This is a genomic window from Rhizobium sp. CNPSo 3670 (genome assembly GCF_057784555.1).
Genome location: NZ_JBXSOL010000054.1, coordinates 1 through 21,982, shown reverse-complemented (window position 1 = coordinate 21,982; position 21,982 = coordinate 1). Strand labels below are relative to the sequence as shown.

Genomic DNA, 21,982 nt, shown 5'->3' with positions numbered 1-21,982 from the left:
GCCGCTGCGTGCGGTTTCTGCCAGAGCGGCCAGCGCTTCGCGCACGGCGCTGCTATCGCGCCGCCGCTTCGTCTCCTCGATGCGGCGGATCTGCGCGTTGCGCACTTTGCTGTTGTCGATCTCCAAAATGTCGATCGGCTGTTCGTTGTCGAGCCTGTAGCGGTTAACCCCGACGATGACCTCCTCGCCCTTGTCGACGGCGGCCTGGCGGCGCGCCGCCGCTTCCTCGATCAGCCGCTTCGGCAAACCGTCGTTGACAGCCTTCGTCATGCCGCCAAGCGCTTCCACCTCCTCGATTAGAGCCCAGGCCTTGTCGGCGAGTTCCTTCGTCAGGCTCTCGACATAATAGGAGCCCGCCAGCGGATCGACCACCTTGGTCACTCCGGTTTCATGCTGGAGGATTAGCTGGGTGTTGCGGGCGATGCGGGCGGAGAATTCCGTCGGCAGCGCAATCGCCTCGTCGAAGGAGTTGGTGTGCAGCGACTGCGTGCCGCCGAGCACGGCCGACATCGCCTCGAAGGCAGTGCGGATGATGTTGTTGTAGGGATCCTGCTCCTGCAATGAAACGCCGGAGGTCTGGCAATGGGTGCGAAGCATCAGCGAGGATGCCTTCTTCGGCCGGAACTCCTCCATGATGCGGGTCCAGAGCAGCCGGGCGGCGCGCAGCTTCGCCGCCTCCATGAAGAAGTTCATGCCGATCGCAAAGAAGAAGGAGAGTCTTCCGGCGAAATCATCGACGTTGAGACCCTTGGCAATTGCCGCCCTGACATATTCGCGGCCGTCGGCCAGCGTGAAGGCAAGCTCCTGGACCAGCGTCGCGCCGGCCTCCTGCATGTGATAGCCGGAGATCGAGATCGAGTTGAATTTCGGCATCTCCCTTGCCGTATAGTCGATTATGTCGGCAACGATCCGCATCGAAGGTTCTGGCGGATAGATATAGGTGTTGCGGACCATGAACTCCTTGAGGATGTCGTTCTGAATGGTTCCCGACAGCTCGGCCCTCGGCACGCCCTGCTCTTCGCCGGCGACGATGAAGGAAGCGAGGATCGGAATGACGGCGCCGTTCATGGTCATTGAGACCGACATGTCACCAAGCGGAATGCCGTCGAACAGGATTTTCATGTCCTCTACGCTGTCGATCGCGACGCCCGCCTTGCCGACATCGCCCTCGACGCGAGGGTGGTCGCTGTCATAACCGCGATGGGTGGCAAGATCGAAGGCGACCGACAGGCCCTTCTGGCCGGCAGCGAGATTGCGGCGATAAAAGGCGTTCGATTCCTCTGCTGTGGAGAAGCCGGCATATTGGCGAATGGTCCATGGCCGGCCGGCATACATCGTCGCGCGCGGTCCGCGGGTAAAGGGCGCAAAACCGGGCAGCGAGCCGAGATGCGCGGCGCCTTCGAGGTCCTCAGCGGTATAGAGCGGCTTGACAGCGATGCCTTCCGGCGTGCGCCAGGTCAGGGTTTCGGGTGAGGCGCGCAGCTCCTTCTGCGCAAGCTCCGCCCAATCCGACAGCGTCTTCTTCGTCATGCGTTCCTCCGGCTGCTTCATCGCCACCTTATCACTTCACAGGTGGATCACGCGATACAGCCTTAGGACAATTAACACAGCACGCCATTCACCCGCCGCAAGCCTCCGACTATGACCTATCTGTGGTCGAGCTTGGCGATTAGTCGGTCGCCGAGCCACTGGATGCCGCAGACGAGTATGACGAGGACGGCGACCACTGCGATCATGACATTGGTTTCGAAGCGCTGATAGCCATAGCGAATGGCAAGGTCGCCGAGGCCGCCGGCGCCGATCGCGCCCGCCATGGCCGAGGCGCCGATCAGCGTCACCAGGGTGACGGTGAAGCCGGCGACGATGCCCGGCAGCGCTTCAGGAACCAGCACCTCGCGAATGATGGTCCAGCGATTGCCGCCCATGGCGCGCACGGCATCGATCAGCCCGCGGTCGACCTCTCGCAACGACACCTCTGCGATGCGCGCATAGTAGGGTGTCGCGGCGATGGCGAGCGGCACGATGGCCGCCCCGGTGCCGAGCGCGGTGCCGACGATCAGCCGCGTCAGCGGGATCAGCGCCACCAGCAGGATGATGAATGGCACCGAGCGGAAGCCGTTGATGGCGGCACCGAGCACGCGGTTGATCCAGAGATTTTCGGCGATGCCGCCGCGCGCCGTGACGACGAGGGCAAGGCCGAGCGGCAGACCTGCGACGAGCGAAATCACCCCCGAGGCGACAGTCATCAGGACCGTCTCCCAAAGCGAGCGAAGAAGCAGTTCAAGCATGATCGGTGTCATAACCAAGCACCTCCACCCGGGCGGACCGGGCCGTCAGGAATTGTTCGACCTTTCCGGCAAGCGCTGGGTCGCGCGCGGGAACGGCGATGAAGAACCGCGCCACCGGCTGGTTCTGGATATGGTCGATGCCGCCATGGACGAGGCGGAAGGAATGCGGCAGAGCCGCGGAGAGTTCGGCAAACAGCGCCCCCTGCGCTTGCGGCCCGGCAAGATCGACACTGAGGATCACTTCACTGCCCGTCGTCGCCGACAGCCGGCCGAGAATGTGATCGGGAAGTTGCGGGCGGATGCCGCCAAGCAAGCTCCTGGTGATGTCAGTTTGCGGATTGGCGAAGACCGACCAGACCTGGCCCTCCTCGACGATCCGTCCGGCATCGATGACCGCAACGCGATCGGCAATGCCGCGCACCACTTCCATCTCATGCGTGATCAGGAGAATGGTCAGTCCGAGCTTACGATTGATATCCTTGAGCAGGGTCAGGATCGATCGTGTTGTCTCAGGGTCGAGGGCCGATGTCGCCTCGTCCGAGAGAAGTAGCGCCGGGCGCGCCGCCAGCGCCCGGGCGATGCCGACGCGTTGTTTCTGCCCACCGGATAGCGAGGCGGGATAGGCTTGCGCCTTGTCGGCAAGACCGACGAGCTCGAGAAGTTCATGGGCGCGCTTCAGGCGCTCGGCCTTGGCAATACCCTCGATCTTCAGCGGCAGGGCAACATTGTCCTCCACCGTTTTGGCCGAAAGCAGGTTGAAGTGCTGAAAGATCATGCCGATGCGGCGGCGCAGCGGCTGCAGTTCCTGCTCTTGAAGCCCGGTTATATCGCGGCCGTCGATGCGGATTTCGCCGCTGTCGGCGCGTTCCAGCCCGTTCAGGCAGCGGATCAGCGTCGACTTGCCGGCGCCGCTACGGCCGATAATGCCGAGGATCTCGCCCCTCATCACGCTCAGTGAAATACCGTCAAGTGCCGGCGTGGTCCCGAACCGACGCTTCACGTCGATAAGCCTCACCACCTCTTCGGCTGCCGCCTGCGGCCGCGGCTCGATCGTCGCCCTTGAAACAACGGAGTTCATGTACTTATCCCTGCAAATATTGAAGGCGGCCCCGGCAGGAACGCCCGGGCCGCCTTTCGGCCGGCCTTAACCGCGGCCCAGTTTCGGATCAATAGGCGCTGAGACCTGTCCCCTTGTATACCTTGTCGAACTCGGCTTTGACGGTGTCGTTCTGGTAGGAAGATACCAGCGTTTTGACCCAGTCCGCATCCTTGTTCTCTTCCTTGACGGCGATGAAGTTGCGGTAGGGGTTGTCGGCGATCGGCTCCTGCGCGATACGCTCGGCCGGAGAAAGTCCGCTCTTCAGCGCCCAGTCGGTGTTGACGACGCCGGCGTCGAGATCGTCGATCGAACGGCCGACGATGCCGGCATCGAGTTCCTTGATCTCGATTTTCTTCGAATTGTCGGTGACGTCGGCGACAGTTGCGAGAATGCCGGTGCCGTCCTTCAGCTTGATCAGGCCTTCATTCTGGAGAACCCGCAGCGCCCGACCTTCGTTCGAGGGATCGTTCGGCACGCCGATGACGGCGCCTTCGGGGATCTCGGCGACGGCCTTGTGTTTCTTGCTATAAAGGCCGATCGGCCAGACGCCAGTGTAGCCGACGGGGACGATGTGATAGCCGTGCTGCTGAACCTGGTTGTCTAGATAGGGCTTGTGCTGGAAGGCATTGGCGTCGATCTCGCCGCGCTCCAGCGCTTCGTTCGGCTGAGTGTAGTCGTTGAAGATGACGGTCTCGATCTTGAGGCCCTTTTTGGCGGCTTCGCTGGTCACTACCCGCCATACATCCTCATCCTCGCCGGCCATGATTCCGACCTTGATCGACTTGTCCTCGGCAAAGGAAGGTGCCGGTGCGGCAAAGATAAAAAGGGCAGCTGCGGAAACAGCGGCGGCCGCAAGAGCCGCGCGGCGCGAAAAATGGAGGCCGTGAAGTTTTTTGTTCTTGGTCATTTTATATCCCGTCTGACTGATGAGGCCGAGCGCCCCGAGCCGGCTGATCATGTCAAAAGGCTGCATCGCGGGCGAAGCAAGAATGTCTGATGTCCAGGAAGGGTCGGAAAAACTCTTGCCGTGCCATCAATACTGGCAGCATAATTTTCCATCGAATTTATGGATTAATTGCGGCTTGTGAGCAGATTCTAAAGAAGGAAAACGCGCCTCCGGTCGCCTTCCATCCACGACGGCCAAAGGATGAGCCACTTCCGGAGCTCGATATGCCAATCGCGACGTCGAGGATGGCCTCAGGCCCGCGTGTGTTTCGGAATCCGCGGCAGGAAGACGGTCAGCAGGCCGAGCAGCGGCAGGTAGGAGCAGATGCGGTAGACGAAGGCAATGCCGTGAGTGTCGGCAAAATCGCCAAGCAGCGCAGCCCCTAACCCCCCTGCCCCGAATGCAAAGCCGAAGAAGACTCCGGCAATCAGCCCGACGCGGCCGGGCACCAGTTCCTGCGCGAAGACGACGATCGCTGAAAAGGCCGACGCGAACACCAGGCCGATGACGATGCTGAGCACGCCTGTCCAGAAAAGATCGGCATAGGGCAGCAGCAACGCGAAGGGAATGACGCCGAGGATCGAAAACCAGATGACGAAACGGGCACCGAAACGATCGCCGATCGGTCCGCCGAGGAACGTGCCGACGGCGACCGAGCCGAGAAACAGGAAAAGCATCAGCTGCGCCTGCTGCACGCTGAGTTCGAACCTGTCGATGACATAGAAGGTGAAGTAGCTCGACACGCTCGCCATGTAGACATTCTTCGTCGCCGTCAGCAGCACGAGGATCAGCAGCGCCCAGATGACCCGGTTCTGCGGCAGCGGCAGAGTTCGGCTGACAGCCGGTTTGCTGGCGTTTTGACGCCTGTGGCTCATATACCAGCTGCCCACCCAGCTCAGCACGACCATGCCGATCATGGCGATGGCGGCAAACCAGGAGACGCTGTGTTGCCCGAGCGGCAGCACGATGAAGGCGGCGAGCAGCGGGCCGATCGCCTGGCCGGCATTGCCGCCGACCTGGAAGAAGGACTGCGCGAAACCGTGGCGGCCGCCGGAGGCAAGACGGGCAACACGCGAGGATTCCGGATGGAAGACCGCCGAGCCAAAACCGATCAGGCTTGCCGCGACCAGCAGCAGCGCGAAATTGCCGGCATTGCCGAGCAGAATGAGGCCGCAAAAGGTACTCGCCATGCCGACCGGCAGCGAATAGGGCATCGGCCAGCGATCGGTGACGATGCCGACCGCCGGCTGCAGCAGAGACGCCGTGACCTGGAACGTCATGGTCAGGAGGCCGATCTGGACAAAATCGAGATCGTAATTCGCCTTGAACAATGGATAGAGCGAGGCGAGCAGTGACTGCATGATGTCGTTCAGCATGTGGCAGAAGCTGACGGCCATCAGAATGGACATCGTCGTCTTTTCGAAACGGGGCGCGCGCTCGGCAACGGTTGCCATCAATATCCCTCCTGCACAGGCACGATCAGTGCCGCGTCGTTTTCGATGGATTGGGCGATCGGGGCTGGCAAGACTGTCGAGCGACGGTCGCTGAAAGATATTTACCGCAGGCCGGGCAACGATCACCAGCCCGGTTTGGCCAGGATCGGTACGGCTTTTGTTTGATTTGCCTATGCCCGACCGGCTCTTGCGTCGCTGGCCGTGTGTTGGACGCGGGTTTTCATATCACAGTCAGCCGAGATCATCGCATGCATGCTATACTATATGAAAACAACCGTGGAAAACTGCTTACAGGGGTACTACAGCTGCGCCGATTGAAATGATCGAGGCTGAAAACACGCGATGAATGTCAAGACACCGAATGCCATAGACAGTTACGTCGGCGCGCGCATCAGAACACGCCGGCAGCTGCTTGGAATGAGCCAGGAGCGGCTCGCCGACCAGATCGGCGTGACTTTTCAGCAGGTTCAGAAATACGAGAAGGGCATCAACCGCATTGGTGCGAGCCGTTTGCAGCGAATCGCCGAAGTGCTTTACACCTCTCCGAGCTTCTTCTTCGAGCAGAACGAGTCGCAGCCATTGAGCCTTCAGGGGTTGACGCTGCCGGACAATGCCGACCCCGTCGCAGAATTCCTGCGAACGAAAGAGGGGTTGGTGCTTAACCGCGCCTTTCTGAAGATTGCCGACCCCAATATTCGTGAAACGATCATCGCATTGGTGAAAGCGATGGCTCAGGCGGAAAGCGGTCCGGCTTTGCCTTCGATAGCGGATATCACCCGTCCGCCTCTGGAGTAGCTGGCCAAGTGGCAATTCTCCTGTGAACTCGGGCTCGGGTGATCTGGCAAGGAACGGCGGATCTCGTCGAGATCGTTGTCTGCTGAAGCGGAAATTCGAACATTCCTTCATCAGCGTTACGGCTGGCGAAAATGGCTCCCTGTGGTTCGACGACCCAAGCGGCGACATCCGTCACCTTGCCGCTCCGAAGGTGAGAGCGACCGACACGCTTGCGACAGGCGACATCTTCCAAGGCGCTTTCGTGCTGGCAATCGCAGAAGGCATGCCGATCGAAGAGACGATGCGATTGTCATCCATCGCCGCGGCTCTCAAATGCCAGGTATTCGGCGGACGCATCGGCGCACCCACGCGGGCCGAGGCGTGCGATGCTCTACGGGATTGGAACGTCCGCGTTTCGAAGCGAGCGATGTCGAGTTCATTAGGTGAGGCCGGACGTCGTGTCCTCGCCGACCGCGAGATGCGCCTCCGCTGTACGAAGGCCAAGCCTTGTCAAATTTTGCCATGCTCGCTATCCTGGTCCCATGAGCACTATGAATATCTCGCTGCCGGACAATTTGAAGCACTTCGTCGACCAGCAGGTCGCCGGTCGAGGATATGGCACGAGCAGTGAGTATGTGCGCGAACTCATCCGTCGCGACAGGGATCGGCAGCAGTTGCGCAATCTTCTGCTAGAGGGTGCGTCGTCCGAGACCACCGAGCCCATCGATGCCAGCTATTTCGATAGCTTGCGCGAGCGCGCAACGAAAAAAAGCTCCAAGTGACCGCAAAACCGGTCGTCCCCCGCCAGTCGGCTCGCGGGGATGTCGAGAATGCCGTGGACTATTACGCTCGCATGACAGGAGCGCAGAAAGCGGTAGGCTTCATCGATGCACTGCAATCGACCTATACTTTGATCGCAGAGCATCCTGCATCGGGTTCACTGCGCTACTCATATGAACTCGGTCTGCCCAATCTGCGCTGTAGGACGCTGAAGGGTTTTCCTTATATGATCTTCTATCTTGAACGAGCCGACCACGTCGACGTGTGGCGGGTTCTGCACGTCCAGCAGGATATTCCAGCGTGGCTGCAGGATTTAGGAGCATCGGATTAGCTCGGCGTATTTGATTGTTACATGCTAAGCGGGAGTAAAATGCTATTCCATTATAACGTGCGGCGCGAAACGGGATAGATTGGCCGTTATGCGCGAGCGGTCTTCGCGAACGGCAAGACCGCAGGCGCGATCACCGGCAACCCAACTGCCGAGCACAGCAAAGCCGTTATCGCTTTCGAAAAGCGGGGTATAAGCCTGAATGACAAAACCTTCGTCGCCGTAATCGCCCGGTGCGGAAAACGCTTCCCGCCCATCTCGAAAAATCGTGACGTTCTCGCGCTCAGTCGGCGATTGCCCATAACCAGTCGGGCATCAATACCCGTCTCGGCAGCGCCGTCCAAAGTCTCGAACGCATCAAAAAGCGCCAGGAAATGACGGCCGGGCGCATTGAGGCCGGCGCGGAACTGGCCGCGCTGGAAAACGGCAGCGATCTCGATCGTCAGCTTGCGCGAGGCCGGCATTGGCGGTTCAAGTGAATCGGCCGACGACATCCTTGCACAGCTGATGGCACCAAAGCACTCGGCCGAGCCCGTCTTGCTCCCCCCGCCCCCCGGCAACAAGGACCGATAATATCCGGAGCCGCGGCCCTGTCGGCGGATTTATTCCTGAAGACGGAGGCCGCACGCGGAAAGTCACCACGCTGTCCCAGGAACGTCCGGATCTCAGATCCGGGCACTCCCTCTGCCCGATCGAGCTTGTTCACAGCGACCAGCTCGGCCTAGCTGGTCTCAGGCTGGGCCACCGGACTGTTCCTGCGACACTCGATCAGGCCATTCATGCGCCGGCATGTGGCGAAATCCCACTGCGTAAACTTAGCTGACTCCGAGGAACTGCTTTAACTCAGCAGTCTGCGGATTGGCGAAGACGTCCTCCGGCCGGCCTGCTTCATGGACTCGGCCCTGATGCATAAAGACGACGCGACTGCAGACGTCGCGGGCGAACCGCATCTCGTGCGTGACCATCAGCAGCGTCATTCCCTCGGCGGCAAGTTCGCGCACGACGGCCAGAACTTCGGCGACCAGTTCCGGATCGAGCGCCGAGGTGATCTCATCGCAAAGAAGGGCGGTCGGCTGCATGGCGAGCGCGCGGGCGATGGCGACGCGCTGCTGTTGTCCGCCCGAGAGCTCGTCAGGATAGGCGTCGAACCTGTGACCCAGCCCCACACGCTCCAGCATCTTGCGGGCGGTGGCCTCGGCTTCGGCCTTGGGTGTCTTTTTGACCACCGCCTGCGACAGCACGACGTTGCCGCCGGCAGTCAGGTGCGGGAAGAGATTGAATTGCTGAAAGATCATGCCGACCTTCAGGCGCAGCGCCTTTAAATGGACTTCGTCATCGATGAGCTGTGCGCCGGCCACTGAGATGGAACCGCTGGTAATGGTCTCAAGACCATTGATGCAGCGAAGCAGGGTCGATTTGCCCGAACCGCTCTTGCCGATAATGGCAATGACCTCGCCAGGTTCGACATTCAGGTTAATGCCTTTCAGCACCTCGTTGGATCCGTAGCTCTTGCGGACGTCAGTGATTTCGATGAGCGACATTGAGCTTCCTCTCCAGGATCTGGCTGCTTTTCGACAAGGGCCAGCAAAGGGCGAAATAGATGAGCGCGACGAGCCCATAGACGGTGAAGGGCTGGAAGGTGGCGTTGGTGACCACGGTGCCGGCCTTCGACAATTCGACGAAGCCGATGATCGAGGTCAGCGCCGTGCCCTTGATGATTTGAACCGAGAAACCGACGGTCGGCGGTATGGCGATCCTCAGCGCCTGCGGAAGGATGACGTAGCGCATCTGCTGCAGACGGCCCATGCCGAGGCTGGCGGAGGCTTCCCATTGCCCCTTCGCAACCGCTTCGACGCAGCCTCGCCAGATCTCGGTCAGAAAGGCGGCGCTCCATAGGATCAGCGCCAATCCCGCGGCAAGCCAGGCCGGCACGTCTATTCCGAAGAGGCCGAGACCGAAGAAGGCAATGAAGAGCTGCATCAGCAGCGGCGTACCCTGCAAGAGCTCGATATAATATCTCGCAAATGCCCGGCCGGCCTTGCGCCTGCTGATGCGCAGGAACAGCAGGCCCAGGCCGACCAGGCCGCCGCCGACGAACGAGACCAACGAAAGGAGGATCGTCCAGCGGGTGGCGAGCAGCAGGTTGCGCAGAATGTCCCAGAGCGTGAACGTGATCATCGTGTTGCTCTCCTCGGGAAAATGAACGAGCCGATCAGACCCAGCACCTGCCGGAGCACGATCGCCAGCGCGAGATAGATTGATGTCGAGACGATGTAGGCCTCGAATGCTCGGAAGGTTCGCGATTGTATGAAATTCGCGGCGAAGGTCAGATCCTCGGCGGCAATCTGCGATACGACCGCCGAGCCGAGCATGACGATGACCACCTGCGACGACAGCGCCGGCCAGATGCGCTGCAGCGACGGTACGAGCACGACGTGGCGGAAGGTCTCGAAGCGCGTCATGGCGAGGCTCTCGCCTGCCTCGAACTGGCCTTTCGGCGTTGCCTGGATGCCGGCGCGAATGATCTCGCAGCTATAGGCGCCGAGGTTGACGACCATTGCGAGATTAGCGGCCGTCAATTCGGAGAGCTGGAGGCCGAGCGATGGCAGACCGAAAAAGATGAAGAAAAGCTGGATCAGGAATGGGGTGTTGCGGATCAGTTCGACATAGGCCGCGACGACCGGCTTCAGCCAGACCGGGCCGAGCGCCCGCACCCAGGCGCAGACGATGCCGAGCGAAATGCCGAGCACACCGCCAATCGCGATAAGCTCCAGGGTGATCAGTATGCCCTTAATGATCTGGGGGTAATATTCAAGCAGCCAGCCGAATTCGAAATGGTAACTCAAGGAATGTCCCCTCTTGCGGTGACGGAGCGCATGTCATCCAGCGGAGGCGGGATGACATGCGCGAGACCCGGATTTCCTTAAAGATCGGACGGCAGATCGGCGCCGAGCCACTTCTGCGAGATGGCATTCAAGCTGCCATCGGCTTTGGCGGCGGCGACGATGCCGTTCACCTTCTCCAGAAGCGCGGACTGTTCCTTGTTGAGACCGATGTAGCAGGGCGAGTTCTTGATGAGGAACTTCAGCTCGGGGCGCTTGGGAGGATTTTTGGCGAGGATGGCAGCCGCCACGACATTGCCGGTGGCAATGATGTCGACCTGGCCGGAGAGGAAGGCCGAGATGGTGCCGTTATTGTCCTCGTAACGCTTGATCGTTGCGTCGGCCGGCGCGATCTTCGTCAGCTCGAGATCCTCCACGGCGCCGCGCGTGACGCCGATGCTCTTGCCCGCGAGATCCTCCGCCTTGGCGACCGAAAGATCGGCCGGCCCGAAGACGCCGTTGAAGAAGGGCGCGTAGGCGACCGAGAAATCGATCACCTTTTCGCGCTCCGGATTCTTGCCGAGGCTCGATATCACAAGATCGACCTTGTTCGTCTGCAGATAGGGGACGCGGTTGGCGCTCGTAACCGGCACGAGCTCGGCTTTGACGCCCAGCTTTTCGGCGATGAGGTTGGCCATGTCGATATCGTAGCCCATCGGCGTCATATCGGTGCCGACGCTGCCGAAAGGCGGGAAATCCTGCGGGACTGCGACGCGCAGCGTACCGCGCGCCGTGATGTCGGCGAGAGCATCGGCGTGAGACGGCGAGGTGAAGCTGAAGGTCGCGGTCAGGGCTGCGATTGCGAAGAAGATCCGTCTTGTCAGCATGTGTTCATTGCTCCTTTGAAGTTGTGGTTTTGGGGCCCGATTGCCGGGCGATGGAGGATGCGGCCTTTAGCGGAAGCGACAGGGAACTGCGCAGATCCGAAAGCGGATCTGGGCGTGCCGTCAGGTCGAGGCCCATTTCCACTTCATCAAGATGTTGGACGGAGAGCTCCGCAGCTCTGACGAAATCCCCTGCCTGCATGGCCTCGAAAATACGGCAGTGACCGCCGTGAGACTGCGCCGCATGAAATTCGGATTGATAGAGCATCGAAATGAGGATCGTCCTCGCGGTCAGGTCGCGCAGGATATCGACGATGATCGGGTTCCCGCTCAATTCCGCGATGCGGATATGGAAATCGCCCATCAAATAGGTCAGGCGCTGGCGGTCGCCCGCCGCCATGGCATTCCTCTCCTCATTCAGATGGGCGTCGAGAGCCTTGCGTCCCTCCTCCGTCAGCACTGCCATGCTGCGCAGCAATCCAGCTTCGACGACACGCCTCGCCTCATAGACGGCGATCGCATCCTCAGCGGAGGGCTCGACGACGAACCAGCCGCGCCGGGGGCTGACATGCACGATGCCGCGCGTCTCCAGACGCATCATCGCTTCACGGACGCGGGTTCGCGACACGCCGAAGAGCGCTGCCAGCTGATTTTCGCCAAGTCGAGTGCCCGGCCGGATCTTGGCAGAAAGGATCCCGGAGACGATCGTTGCCTCAATGGATTTCTGCGTGGTCTCGGATGTGTGGCTCTCTTGCATACAAGGCAGAAAGCAAAGCCCGTGCCAAAAACCCCCCGCTCTGGATCATCAAGCTATCTCGTATTTTTGGCGAGAAATCTGCCTGCCGGGGATGCAGACTGAACGTAATTTGGGCGAGCGCGCCCCCCTCCCCCTGCCCTATCGCCGCGCCGTCGTCTAATTGAAGCTCGATGTTTTGAGAAATTCCGCCAACCTTTCGGTTTTCGGGCGCACGAACATTTCCTTCGGATCGCCCTCCTCGCAGATGACGCCCTGGTTCATGAAGATCACGCGGGACGAAACCTCGTAGGCGAAACGCATCTCATGGGTGACGAGCAGCATGGTCATGCCGTCGGCGGCAAGTCCCTTGATCACCTGCAGCACTTCGCCCACCAGTTCCGGGTCGAGCGCGGAGGTGACCTCGTCGAACAGCATCAGCCGCGGCGACATGGCGATGGCGCGGGCAATTGCGACACGCTGCTGCTGGCCGCCGGAGAGCTGACCGGGATAATGGTTGGCGCGGGCGGCGAGGCCGACCCGGTCCAACCATTTTTCAGCAATGATGCGGGCGTCCGGCTTCGTCATCTTCTTCACCTTGACGAGGCCGAGCATGACGTTTTCGGCCGCACTCATATGCGGGAAGAGATTGAACTGCTGAAAAGCCATGCCGGTCAGGGCGCGCTGGCGCGCAATCTCCTTCTCGCTCTTGCGCCGCCGCGACGCGCCGTCGACGTGATAGCCGATTTCCTCGCCGTCGAGTCTGATCGTGCCGCCCTGGAATTCCTCGAGCATGTTGACGCAGCGCAGCAAGGTGGTCTTGCCTGAGCCGGATGAGCCGATAATGGAGATGACTTCGCCTTCCTGCACGGCGCAATCGACCCCCTTGAGAACTTCGTGGATACCGTAAGTCTTACGCAGACCCTTGATGTCGAGAATGGTCTTGGCCATCGGTAGGCTCCTCAGGACGGCAGGGCGGTCTTGCGCTCGACATATTTGCCGAAGTGCTCGATGCCGTAGTTGACGATGAAATAGAGACCGCCGGCCAGAAAATAGAACTGCAGGCTCATGAAATTGCGGGAAATGATCTCCTGCGTGCGCAGGAGAAGCTCGGCGACACCGATGACGGAGAGCAGAGTCGAGGCTTTCACCATCTCGGCCGCCGTATTCACCCAGGCCGGCAGACATTGGCGCATGGCCTGCGGCCACAGCACCGAGGTGAAGGTCTGGGTAAAGGTCAGACCGATCGCCTTGGCGGCTTCCGTCTGCCCCTTCGGGATCGCCTGAAGCGCTCCGCGCACGATTTCGCCGACATGGGAAGAGCAGAAGACGGCAAGGGCGAGGACGCCGGCGGAGAACGGTCCGAGATCAAGACCGACCGCAGCGGAGACGTAATAGCTTGCCAGTACGAGCACGAGCACCGGCGTGCCGCGGATGATATCCGTATAGGCTCGCACGAGGAGACGTAAGACAATGCCGCCGTAAACCAGCGCCAGTCCGACAAAGACCCCGAGAACGGAGCCGGCGAGAATGGCCAGCAGCGAGATCGACACGGTCATGGCGATGCCGTTCATGATGACGTAACGGGCGATCCAGAGTTGTTCGAGAAAGGTGTGAGACATCGGAATTATCTCGGCAGGGCCAGACGGCGTTCGACGAGGCGCATCAAGGCGGCGATGAGGAAACAGGTGGCGACATAGAGGGCTGATGTAACCAGCCATGTTTCGATGACGCGGAAGCTCTCGACATTGATCTTTCGGGCGGCAAAGGTCAGCTCAGGCACGGCGATGGCGGCGGCGAGCGAGGTGTCCTTGAAGAGCGAGATGATGGTCGAGGAGAGCGATGGCAGCACGTTGCGCAACATCAGCGGTGCGATGATCGAGCTTCGGATCTGCATTGCCGTCAGGCCGATTGCGAGGCCGGCTTCCGTCAGTCCTCTTGGGATCGACAGCAGTCCGGCGCGGAACACCTCGGCCAGATAAGCGCCGGAATAGAGCGAGAGAACCAGCACGAAGCTTTTCATCTTGTCGAGGCGCAAGCCCATCTGCGGCAGCGCGAAAAAGGCGAAAAGCACCAGGACGAGAATCGGCAGGTTGCGAATGATAGTGACATAGATGCGCGCCGGCACGAGCGCGAAGCGGCTCCTCGACGTCAGCGCGAAAGCCACGACAAGACCGATTGCGGCCCCGATCAGGATCGAGATCACGGCAAGGCCGAGGCTGAGGGCAAGTCCGCTTAAGAGAAAGTCGAAATTGCGCCAGACGGCAGCGAAATTCAGCGTGTAACCCATGCGGGTCCTTTCAGACCGGAGCATGCCGCCGAACCTGCGAGCGGCCCGAACGGCGTCATACTCCAACCATTCGATTCAGAAGCGGATTCGGATCTTGGCCCGACCTGGACCAAGATCTTTCTGTTCCAGCGGAGCGGGAGCGAACTCCCACACCGCATCGCGGTCACTTGAACTCGACGGGGAAGCCGATCTGCGGCGGCGCCAGATCCTTGCCGAACCAGGTCTTGAAGGATTTAGCATAGAAGTCGAATTCGACACCGGTCATTGCTTCGTGAAGAGCGGTGTTGACGAAGTTCAGCCAGTCCTGATCACCGCGCTTGACGGCGCAGGCATAGGTCTGTGGGTTCCAGCCGTAACCAGCATCCTTGTAGCGTCCCGGGTTCTGCGTCATGTACCAGGCGAGCGACGACTGGTCCGTGGCGGCGGCATCGGCGCGCCCGGACTCCAGCGCCTGATAGATCAGGTCGACGGATTCGTATTGGTCGACGGTCGCTTCCGGCAATGCCGCGTGCACCATAGCCTCGGCATAGACGTTCTGGAGAACCGAGATGGTGACCGACGAGCCGGCAGCCTTCAGGGCGGCATAATCGGCATATTTTCCGTCCGCCTTGAGCATCAGGCCGACGCCCTCACGATAATAGGGAATGGTGAAGGCAACCTGCTGGGCGCGTTCGCCCGTAACAGTCATGAACTGGCAGGTGATGTCGACCTTATCGGTGGTGATGTTCGGAATGCGGGCATCCGAAGACTGGTTGACATATTCAATCTTATCCGGATCGCCGAACAGGGCCTTGGCGACGATGTGGCCCATGTCGACATCAAAGCCCTGAAGCTTGTCGTCCGCGCTCTTGAAGTGCCAGGGCGCATTGGTGCTGCCAGTGCCGAGCACGAGATGGCCCCGGGCCAGCACTTCGTCGAGCTTGCTGCCCTCGGCGAGCACAGGCGTCGACACCAGGGCGGCGACGGCCAGCGAGATCAGGCCGGCGCGAAAGGAAATGATCATGGCGTTCCCCTTGTAGATGTTTCGATGATCCAATATACCGGACATCTGTCTATTTTATTGGATTTCGATATCAAGTGCTATTGGCGGTGAATTGTCAATGGGGCATGCCGAAAAAACGCGCAGCAGAGTGCTTGGCGATTTTTTCGGCAGCGCAGCATTTTGCGGTTGGTTTTTCGGAAACCCTCACCAGCGCCGCCCAACAGCACCAGGCGGCAGGATATAGGAAGCGGAAGCCTTTCAGGCACCGCAATCGGCGTCATCGCACGCCAGGCCGGCGTGCAGCGCCAGCATTCACTGGCCCTTGCTGGGATTAACCACGCGGTCTCTTTTGAAGGGGTGTTAAGGGAGAGGCGACTTTCTCAGCCGCTTTTCAATTGTGCCATCGCAAGCAGCGTATCGGCGCTGACCGTCGCCGAGCCGGTCAAGATGGAAAGTGCCGTCGACGTGGTGCCTGTGCCGTTGGCCATGTCGTACATGGCGGTAGAGCGCTTGATCAGATCGTCGACCTTGTCCGGATCGGATGGAGGAATCTCCACCACCAGTTCAAGCGGCGCCGACGCCGGCGGCAAAGATCGCGATGCAGCGGTGAAGATGGGCAAGCATCAGGGCCCGGTCGGGCCAGGCTTGCATGCGGCCTTCCGGCGGGCCCATGCCGCCAAAGATCATATCCATCAACATGCGGGCGCCGCTCTCCGGATCATCCAGCGACAGCCTGCCCTCCGCCCGGCGATCGTTCAACCAGTCGGCGAGATGCTGCCGGCTGGCGAGTATGCCTTCGCGCTGGAGAATGTCGATAAGCTCGGGAAACTGCGCGGCTTCGCGAAAGACGAGCTGCAGGAAACCGGCGCGTTCCGCATCTTTATCCTCGTCCATGTCGATCATGAAGATCCGCTCGAGACTTTCCGCGATCGGAATATCTTCAGCAGGGCGCGGCAGGTCGAGCATCAGCCGCCGGTGCGCGCCGACGACGGCCGCAAACAGCTCTTCCTTGCTCTGAAACAGCTTGTAGAGCGTCTGCTTGGAAACACCCGCCTCCGAGGCAACGACTGCGGTCGTGCTTCCGGCATAGCCGTATTTTACGAAAACGCTGCGGGCGGCCTCGACGATATGCGTGCGCTTGTCTTCATCGGTGGAGACTTTAGGCCGGCCTCTTTTGCGCGGCTCATCTGCGGGCTCGTCGACGATATCCATGACGATCAGACCGCTTTGCCGACGCGCATGCCTACGATCGTGAAAAGCAGCCTGTAATTTCTGAGCGATGGTTTTTTCGGTTGTTGCATTTAGCAATTTCGGTTTAGAGAACTAACAAGTTCTGTAATGCGCTGCATCCCCACCCTCTAGTGATGGAGCGCTTATGACGACCATTTCTCCCGCCACGTCAGTCTCTTCTTATCCCTATAACAAGAGCTCGACATCCGCATCCCAGGACATCCTATCCTCTAGTATGGTTTGCGAAAAAATCAACCGCAAGAGGGCAGCTCGACGAAGACACGTCGAGCAGCGCCGACAAACTGATGGGGACTAGTCCGGCTCCACCGGCGAAGGGGACGGCGGCACAGGCATGGATGTTGCTGACCTGCATACCGACGGCGACGGCTATGTGAGCAAGGCCGAGTTCGTCTCGGCCCGGCCGTCCGATGTCAGCGAGGATCAGGCCGGAACGCTGTCGACAGCGAAGGCGCAGGCTCGCTGTCGGTCGATGCACTCGCCGAGACGATGTCCGCCCAGCCGTCGGAACATCCCGATGACATGATCGAGGCAGCGCAGCTACACCGCCAATTCGAAAGTGTTCCAGACCGGCTCCGACATCAGGGATAAAAGCGGCGGCAGCGGCCGGCTCAGCCAGGCCGACACGGACAGGCTGGTCGAACTGCTGCGAGAGATCGGCAACCTCAACGACATGCTGATGCGATTGGCTTGAGTGGCGCCGTTGTCAATGAAGTATTGCGACGATCGCAATCGTCTCTCGGCAATTTACAAAACTGGTCGGCTTGGCTTCAGGTTCGTGGCTGCGGTGCTTCTCAGATCAAAACTCCCACGGGGAAATCAATTCAAGGTGCGTGGTCACGAAATCGCTCAGGTTTCGCGTCGCGAGCCGACCGCCATTAACCCTCGCAATAGCTGCGATCATGCCGTCCGGCGCTGACATGCCGCGCCCCTGATGAGCTGCGGTCCCCATGATCTCGCCATAGGCAAGAGCGGCTTCTTCGGTCAGGCCAAAAATCCGGTCCGCGAAGCGGCGCCGCCAGTCGGAAAGTCCCTGTTCGAGGCGTTCGGCTCGTTGGTCGGGCCGGATCTTCTGGATACCGAAAGCGATTTCGGCAATCGTCACCGTGGGCAGTGCCAGTTCAGCATCATGACGAACCAACCATGCGATTACCGCTTCATCAGGCGATTTTCTCAACGTCTCCGAAACCACGTTGGTATCGAGAAAAATCAAAGCTGGATGCCTTTATGCGCCCGCCGGTCTTCCTTCAGGACGGCCTCAAGGTCAATATCCGTCCCACTTTGTTGCGACAGCCTGCTGTAGAAAGACGATGCCGGCTCACGGCCGGCCTCGCGTATTTCATAGGATTCGAGCGCCCGCTCGACGATATCGGCTATCGAGCGGTTTTCGCGGCGGGCGAGTCGATGAGCAAGGTCACGTGCCCTTGCACTTCGTACGGAAAGCTGGGGTTCGGCCATCTTAATTTCCTTTACGACAGATATAGTGCGCTCTCCATAAGCCATCAAGATGGCAATTGATGGCTTGATACCTGAAATAGCTCACGTTTCATGAACCACCCCAATTTTGGGCAGTCTGGGAAGATCTTTTGGAGCCTCACACATTCTAAAGAATTAACCATATGTCAGGGTTCTTGAGAAATAATGCTCCGTATAAATCCGGCGAATTGAAGAAGAGAGCCGCAAAGTTATTTGGAGAGAGTCTTGGCATTTACCATTGCGCGCAGCCTGGTGGCGTTTGGCATCGCCGTTTCAGCCGGTCTTTTCATGTCGATTGGATTGCAGCAATCGGCGCTTGAAAGGCTGAAAGTCAACGGGCCGGTTTACGAGCAGGTGGTCTACGGCAAGGATCTCATCGCCGACATATTGCCGCCGCCGCTCTTCGTGGTCGAATCCTACATGCTCTCCTTCGAGGCGAGCAAATTTCCCGAACTCACCGAGACCAATCTGGCGAAGATCGCCAATCTGAAGGCCGCTTACGACGACCGCCGCGCCTATTGGAAGTCCACCCGGCTGCCGCAGGCTTTGAAGGACGAGCTCGAAAACGATGTGCTGACCAAGGGCGATGCATTCTGGGACGTGATGAACCGCGAGATCATTCCGGCGCTGAAAGCAAAGGACGAAGACAAGGCGCACGGCGCGATCGAGCAGTTGCGCGTCGCCTTCCATACTCACCAGGATGCTGTGGAGAAGCTCGTCGCGAATTCCGACGCTTTCCTGAAGGGCGAGGAAAAGAACGCAGCTTCGGAAATCGTGACCTGGACGATCTATGCGGGAGCTGCAGGCTTCGGCTCCTTCGCTCTGCTGCTGGCGGGACTCTATCTTCTGCGCCGCCGGGCAATCGTGCCGCTCGATGGCATGAAGGCCTATATGGGCAATCTTGCCGAAGGCGATTTTTCGACCGAAGTTCCCTATGCGAACCGTTCCGACGAGATCGGCGCCATGTCCAAGGCGGTCGCAGTGTTCCGCCGTAATGCGCTTGAACGGCAGGACGCGCAGAAGCGGGAAACGGCGCTTCGCGATGCCGAATTCGAGCGCGAGCGCAGCCAGATGGCCGAAAAGGCGGCCGAGGAGCGGACACGCGAAACGGTTATCAACGAGTTGACATATGGCCTGGACCAGCTGTCGCACGGCAATCTTGATTGCCGTATCACGACAACCTTTGCCGCCGCCTATGAGAGCTTGCGCGCCAAGTTCAACGACAGCCTGGATGCTCTTTCCGCCTCAATGGCGGAGGTCGCCCAGACCTCCCGGCAGGTGGGCAGTTCCTCGACCGGCATCACCAATGCCGCCGACAGTCTCGCATCGCGCACGGAGCAGCAGGCGGCTATGCTAGAAGAGGCCACCGCCGCGCTCAAGGAGATGAACGCTAAAACCAATGACGCCTCCCACCATGCCGGCAAGGCGACCGGTATGATGGCCGAGACGCGCAGCAGCGCCGAACATTCGGCAGCCATCGTTCGCGATGCGATCGCCGCCATGCAGAAGATCGAGGGTTCGTCCGCTCAGATCGGCGATATCGTCAACGTCATCGACGAGATCGCCTTCCAGACCAACCTTCTGGCGCTCAACGCCGGTGTGGAAGCTGCCCGAGCAGGCGAAGCGGGCAAAGGCTTCGCCGTTGTAGCGCAGGAAGTACGTGAGCTCGCCCTCCGTTCGGCCAATGCCGCCAAGGAGATCAGATCTCTGATTTCCACGTCATCGTCTCAGGTTTCCACCGGCGTAGAGCTCGTCAACCGCACCGGCAAGGCGCTAATGGAAATCGAAGGCCAGGTCGAGCAGGTCGCCGGCCTGATCGCCCGCATCGTTTCGGTTTCCTCCGAGCAGGCGGTGGCGATCGGGGAAATCAATGCCTCCGTCAATGCGCTCGATGAGGTCACGCAGCGCAATGCCGCGATGGCCGCGGAAACGGTCTCAGCCTGCCGTGCGCTCGGCGGGCAGACGCAGACGCTGGAGGGCGTGGTCGGCCGTTTTCAGATCAATGCACCGGCCGGCGGGTCAAGATCGCAGAGAGCCGCCTGACGCGGCTCAGGCGTAAATCCTCACGCGGCCGGCGAACCTATTAAGACTTTCGGCGTTTCACGGCAATGGAACATCTCGATCGCGACGCCGCACCTTCGTTGGATCAGGATCGCGCGCTGCGATCCCAATGCCGCAAGGGTTTTGATGCCAGCCTCTGTCCACAGGGAACGCCTCACGGCGCTCGCACGCGAAAGAATTAGACGCGCTGCCGCGATCGCTCGGCTCATGGACACCGCAGTAAGATTGCCTTTCGGCGTACGGATCGGCGCAGACTCGGTTCTCGGCCTCATCCCAGCCGTCGGCGACGTTGCCGGATCCCTCATCGGTCTCTTCATCATCGATGAAGCAAGGCGTCTCGGCCTTCCTGCCCATAAGCTCGCCCGCATGGCGGTCAATCTCGGCGTCGACGTCGCCTGCGGCACGGTTCCGCTGGTCGGCGATCTCTTCGACGTTTATTTCAAATCTCACCGCCGGAACGTCGGCATCATCCTCGAGCATTTCGGCATCAGCGAAGACGAGCTGAACCAGCGCCTCTGACGATGCTCGGCCCCTCCGAGGAACCTGTCTAAAGCTCAGTCAGGGCGCCGGCCGTCTTGACTGCGTGATCAAGAACAAATTGCAGCTTGGCGGCATGGCCGAAACCCGGCTCATCCGGCTTCCCTTTTTCCACGGCGTTTGCAAATCGCTGGAAATTGGTGATGACCGGTTCGACCTCGATCTTGCGCCAGATCGCCTTGTCGGCATCGGCGCCTTCGCAGGCCCTGAGGGTCGAACCTTCAGGCGTATGCACCACCTCCAGCGCCCCCTTGTCTCCATGCAGGCGCAGGCGCAATTCGTTCAGATGGCCGGTTGCCCAGCGCGTTGCATGGATGACGCCGGCCGCACCGTTTTCGAGCTCGGCCATCATCAGGAAACTGTCATTCGCATCGAGCTCGTATTCGCCGATCCGGTTCCCGGGGCTCTTGTCGAAAACCTTGAGATGCGATGCCGCCGCCTTGACGTCGCTGCCGGCGGCAAAAACCGCGAAGTCGAGAATGTGGATACCAACGTCGCCCAGTACACCGTTGGAGCCGTGCTTTGTCGACAGACGCCAAAGCCACTGCGACTCTTTGGTCCAGTCGCCCCAAGCCTTGGACACCAACCAACTTTGGAGATAGGACGCTTCGAAGTGGCGGATCGCGCCGAGACGGCCATCCAGCACCATCTTTCGCGCAGCCTGCAGCGGCGCCACATTACGATAGGTAAGGTTTACCATCGTGACCTTTCCGGACGCCGCCGCGGCGTCGGCCATCTCCTTGGCCTCGCGGTAGTTGACCGCCAGGGGCTTCTCGCAGAGCACATGCTTGCCGGCGCCGAGTATCTTCATCGTCGTGGAATAATGCGCTCGATCCGGCGTGACATTAGTCACGGCGTCGAACTCCCCCCAGGCAAGGGCGTCATCGAGCGATGTGAAAGTAAGCGGGATGCCATGCCTGAGCGCGAAGGCCCGCAGCCGGACCTCGTCTGTATCGACGGCAGCAACAATTTTGACGCCGGCGATTTCCGAAAAATTCATGGCATGGGTATTTGCCCATCCTCCGGTTCCGAGAATGATCAAGCGCATTTTTATCCTCATGGTCCTCTATCGAATTCAGCGATAACCGGCTTCGCCGGCCTGGTGCAGTTTCGGGCCGCGTTCGACGATCGGCTCCAATGCCTTTTCCACCGGCACATTTGGAGCGTCGGCAATGCCAGTCAACGCGCCTTCAGGGTTGTAGGCCCACTTGACGCCGTTGATCAGCACCTTCTGGACGGTGGCGTCGTGATAGGTCGGATAGGTCTCGTGGCCGGGACGA

Annotated in this window: 25 protein-coding genes and 5 pseudogenes; 9 read left to right on the top strand and 21 right to left on the bottom strand. The window is 60.2% G+C overall.

Annotated features, from left to right (window positions below; all coding sequences use genetic code 11):
• The 5 genes from scpA to AC13QO_RS28500 form a co-directional block, all read right to left on the bottom strand.
• On the bottom strand, positions 1–1,530 hold a 1,530-nt coding region (gene scpA / locus AC13QO_RS28520), incomplete at its 3' end, for a methylmalonyl-CoA mutase (protein WP_488542587.1).
• Positions 1,531–1,646: 116 nt separating this feature from the next.
• On the bottom strand, positions 1,647–2,300 hold the full coding sequence (locus AC13QO_RS28515) for a methionine ABC transporter permease (RefSeq protein ID WP_085781585.1): 654 nt from the start codon (positions 2,298–2,300) through the stop codon (positions 1,647–1,649).
• Positions 2,281–3,366 carry a methionine ABC transporter ATP-binding protein gene (locus tag AC13QO_RS28510; RefSeq protein ID WP_085781586.1) on the bottom strand — a complete coding sequence of 362 codons (1,086 nt, stop codon included), beginning with the start codon at positions 3,364–3,366 and terminating at the stop codon, positions 2,281–2,283. The genes AC13QO_RS28515 and AC13QO_RS28510 overlap by 20 nt, the downstream gene beginning before the upstream one ends.
• Positions 3,367–3,454: 88 nt before the next feature.
• Positions 3,455–4,294 (bottom strand): MetQ/NlpA family lipoprotein, encoded by an 840-nt coding sequence (locus AC13QO_RS28505; RefSeq protein ID WP_085782049.1) that lies wholly within the window; start codon positions 4,292–4,294, stop codon positions 3,455–3,457.
• 290 nt (positions 4,295–4,584) lie between these two features.
• Positions 4,585–5,787 carry an MFS transporter gene (locus tag AC13QO_RS28500; RefSeq protein WP_085781587.1) on the bottom strand — a complete coding sequence of 401 codons (1,203 nt, stop codon included), beginning with the start codon at positions 5,785–5,787 and terminating at the stop codon, positions 4,585–4,587.
• A 342-nt stretch (positions 5,788–6,129) separates the two neighbouring features.
• Between AC13QO_RS28500 and AC13QO_RS28495 the strand changes: the two genes are divergently transcribed.
• The 4 genes and pseudogenes from AC13QO_RS28495 (at position 6,130) to AC13QO_RS28480 (ending at position 7,672) form a co-directional block, all read left to right on the top strand.
• A complete protein-coding gene (locus tag AC13QO_RS28495) occupies positions 6,130–6,582 on the top strand; it encodes a helix-turn-helix domain-containing protein (protein ID WP_488542586.1) in 453 nt (150 codons plus the stop codon).
• A 50-nt stretch (positions 6,583–6,632) separates the two neighbouring features.
• A pseudogene (locus tag AC13QO_RS28490) lies at positions 6,633–6,979 on the top strand (PfkB family carbohydrate kinase); the annotation flags it as partial.
• A 124-nt stretch (positions 6,980–7,103) separates the two neighbouring features.
• Positions 7,104–7,343 (top strand): type II toxin-antitoxin system ParD family antitoxin, encoded by a 240-nt coding sequence (locus AC13QO_RS28485; RefSeq protein ID WP_285194428.1) that lies wholly within the window; start codon positions 7,104–7,106, stop codon positions 7,341–7,343.
• Positions 7,344–7,396: 53 nt separating this feature from the next.
• Entirely contained in the window at positions 7,397–7,672 is a 276-nt protein-coding gene (locus AC13QO_RS28480; protein ID WP_488542585.1) for a type II toxin-antitoxin system RelE/ParE family toxin, read from the top strand.
• A gap of 42 nt (positions 7,673–7,714) precedes the next feature.
• Here AC13QO_RS28480 and AC13QO_RS28475 read toward each other — a convergent pair.
• Positions 7,715–7,954: pseudogene (locus AC13QO_RS28475) on the bottom strand (glutathionylspermidine synthase family protein); the annotation flags it as partial.
• Here AC13QO_RS28475 and AC13QO_RS28470 point away from each other — a divergent pair.
• A pseudogene (locus tag AC13QO_RS28470) lies at positions 7,948–8,242 on the top strand (PspA/IM30 family protein); the annotation flags it as partial. The pseudogenes AC13QO_RS28475 and AC13QO_RS28470 overlap by 7 nt on opposite strands.
• A 242-nt stretch (positions 8,243–8,484) precedes the next feature.
• Here the strand turns inward: AC13QO_RS28470 and AC13QO_RS28465 are convergent.
• The 11 genes from AC13QO_RS28465 to AC13QO_RS28415 form a co-directional block, all read right to left on the bottom strand.
• Complete coding sequence (locus tag AC13QO_RS28465; protein WP_488542584.1) at positions 8,485–9,210, bottom strand: amino acid ABC transporter ATP-binding protein; 726 nt, start codon at positions 9,208–9,210, stop codon at positions 8,485–8,487.
• Positions 9,188–9,847 carry an amino acid ABC transporter permease gene (locus tag AC13QO_RS28460; RefSeq protein ID WP_488542583.1) on the bottom strand — a complete coding sequence of 220 codons (660 nt, stop codon included), beginning with the start codon at positions 9,845–9,847 and terminating at the stop codon, positions 9,188–9,190. Before AC13QO_RS28460 ends, AC13QO_RS28465 begins: the two co-directional genes overlap by 23 nt.
• On the bottom strand, positions 9,844–10,515 hold the full coding sequence (locus AC13QO_RS28455) for an amino acid ABC transporter permease (protein WP_488542582.1): 672 nt from the start codon (positions 10,513–10,515) through the stop codon (positions 9,844–9,846). Before AC13QO_RS28455 ends, AC13QO_RS28460 begins: the two co-directional genes overlap by 4 nt.
• Positions 10,516–10,592: 77 nt before the next feature.
• A complete protein-coding gene (locus tag AC13QO_RS28450; protein ID WP_488542581.1) occupies positions 10,593–11,378 on the bottom strand; it encodes a transporter substrate-binding domain-containing protein in 786 nt (261 codons plus the stop codon).
• A 4-nt stretch (positions 11,379–11,382) separates the two neighbouring features.
• Positions 11,383–12,132, bottom strand: coding sequence for a GntR family transcriptional regulator (locus AC13QO_RS28445; RefSeq protein ID WP_488542580.1), 750 nt, complete (start codon positions 12,130–12,132; stop codon positions 11,383–11,385).
• 156 nt (positions 12,133–12,288) lie between these two features.
• Positions 12,289–13,059 carry an amino acid ABC transporter ATP-binding protein gene (locus tag AC13QO_RS28440; protein ID WP_488542579.1) on the bottom strand — a complete coding sequence of 257 codons (771 nt, stop codon included), beginning with the start codon at positions 13,057–13,059 and terminating at the stop codon, positions 12,289–12,291.
• A gap of 11 nt (positions 13,060–13,070) precedes the next feature.
• Positions 13,071–13,730 carry an amino acid ABC transporter permease gene (locus AC13QO_RS28435; protein WP_085781604.1) on the bottom strand — a complete coding sequence of 220 codons (660 nt, stop codon included), beginning with the start codon at positions 13,728–13,730 and terminating at the stop codon, positions 13,071–13,073.
• A 5-nt stretch (positions 13,731–13,735) separates the two neighbouring features.
• Positions 13,736–14,398 (bottom strand): amino acid ABC transporter permease, encoded by a 663-nt coding sequence (locus tag AC13QO_RS28430; RefSeq protein WP_085781605.1) that lies wholly within the window; start codon positions 14,396–14,398, stop codon positions 13,736–13,738.
• A 163-nt stretch (positions 14,399–14,561) separates the two neighbouring features.
• Positions 14,562–15,401, bottom strand: a complete 840-nt coding sequence (locus tag AC13QO_RS28425) for a transporter substrate-binding protein (RefSeq protein WP_285194436.1) — start codon at positions 15,399–15,401, stop codon at positions 14,562–14,564.
• A 359-nt stretch (positions 15,402–15,760) separates the two neighbouring features.
• On the bottom strand, positions 15,761–15,937 hold the full coding sequence (locus AC13QO_RS28420; RefSeq protein ID WP_488542589.1) for a hypothetical protein: 177 nt from the start codon (positions 15,935–15,937) through the stop codon (positions 15,761–15,763).
• A gap of 7 nt (positions 15,938–15,944) precedes the next feature.
• The gene (locus AC13QO_RS28415) at positions 15,945–16,592 is read right to left on the bottom strand and encodes a TetR/AcrR family transcriptional regulator (protein ID WP_285194438.1); all 648 of its coding nucleotides are present in this window, start codon (positions 16,590–16,592) and stop codon (positions 15,945–15,947) included.
• Between the two features lie 163 nt (positions 16,593–16,755).
• Between AC13QO_RS28415 and AC13QO_RS28410 the strand changes: the two are divergent.
• Both AC13QO_RS28410 and AC13QO_RS28405 read left to right on the top strand, forming a co-directional pair.
• Positions 16,756–17,147, top strand: a pseudogene (locus AC13QO_RS28410) (EF-hand domain-containing protein); the annotation flags it as partial.
• Positions 17,148–17,187: 40 nt separating this feature from the next.
• On the top strand, positions 17,188–17,322 hold the full coding sequence (locus tag AC13QO_RS28405) for a hypothetical protein (protein ID WP_488542588.1): 135 nt from the start codon (positions 17,188–17,190) through the stop codon (positions 17,320–17,322).
• 105 nt (positions 17,323–17,427) lie between these two features.
• On the opposite strand, the gene AC13QO_RS28400 is transcribed toward AC13QO_RS28405, so the two are convergent.
• Together AC13QO_RS28400 and AC13QO_RS28395 are read right to left on the bottom strand one after the other, a co-directional pair.
• Positions 17,428–17,841, bottom strand: a complete 414-nt coding sequence (locus AC13QO_RS28400; RefSeq protein ID WP_488542578.1) for a PIN domain-containing protein — start codon at positions 17,839–17,841, stop codon at positions 17,428–17,430.
• Positions 17,838–18,086 carry a type II toxin-antitoxin system VapB family antitoxin gene (locus AC13QO_RS28395; protein ID WP_488542577.1) on the bottom strand — a complete coding sequence of 83 codons (249 nt, stop codon included), beginning with the start codon at positions 18,084–18,086 and terminating at the stop codon, positions 17,838–17,840. Before AC13QO_RS28395 ends, AC13QO_RS28400 begins: the two co-directional genes overlap by 4 nt.
• Before the next feature lie 243 nt (positions 18,087–18,329).
• Here AC13QO_RS28395 and AC13QO_RS28390 point away from each other — a divergent pair, with 243 nt between their 5' ends.
• Together AC13QO_RS28390 and AC13QO_RS28385 are read left to right on the top strand one after the other, a co-directional pair.
• Positions 18,330–20,147 (top strand): methyl-accepting chemotaxis protein, encoded by a 1,818-nt coding sequence (locus tag AC13QO_RS28390; protein ID WP_488542576.1) that lies wholly within the window; start codon positions 18,330–18,332, stop codon positions 20,145–20,147.
• A gap of 144 nt (positions 20,148–20,291) precedes the next feature.
• Positions 20,292–20,684 (top strand): DUF4112 domain-containing protein, encoded by a 393-nt coding sequence (locus tag AC13QO_RS28385; protein WP_488542575.1) that lies wholly within the window; start codon positions 20,292–20,294, stop codon positions 20,682–20,684.
• Positions 20,685–20,712: 28 nt separating this feature from the next.
• Here the strand turns inward: AC13QO_RS28385 and AC13QO_RS28380 are convergent, their stop codons facing one another.
• Positions 20,713–21,750, bottom strand: a complete 1,038-nt coding sequence (locus AC13QO_RS28380; protein ID WP_085781620.1) for a Gfo/Idh/MocA family protein — start codon at positions 21,748–21,750, stop codon at positions 20,713–20,715.
• Between the two features lie 27 nt (positions 21,751–21,777).
• Positions 21,778–21,982, bottom strand: a pseudogene (locus tag AC13QO_RS28375) (ThuA domain-containing protein); the annotation flags it as partial.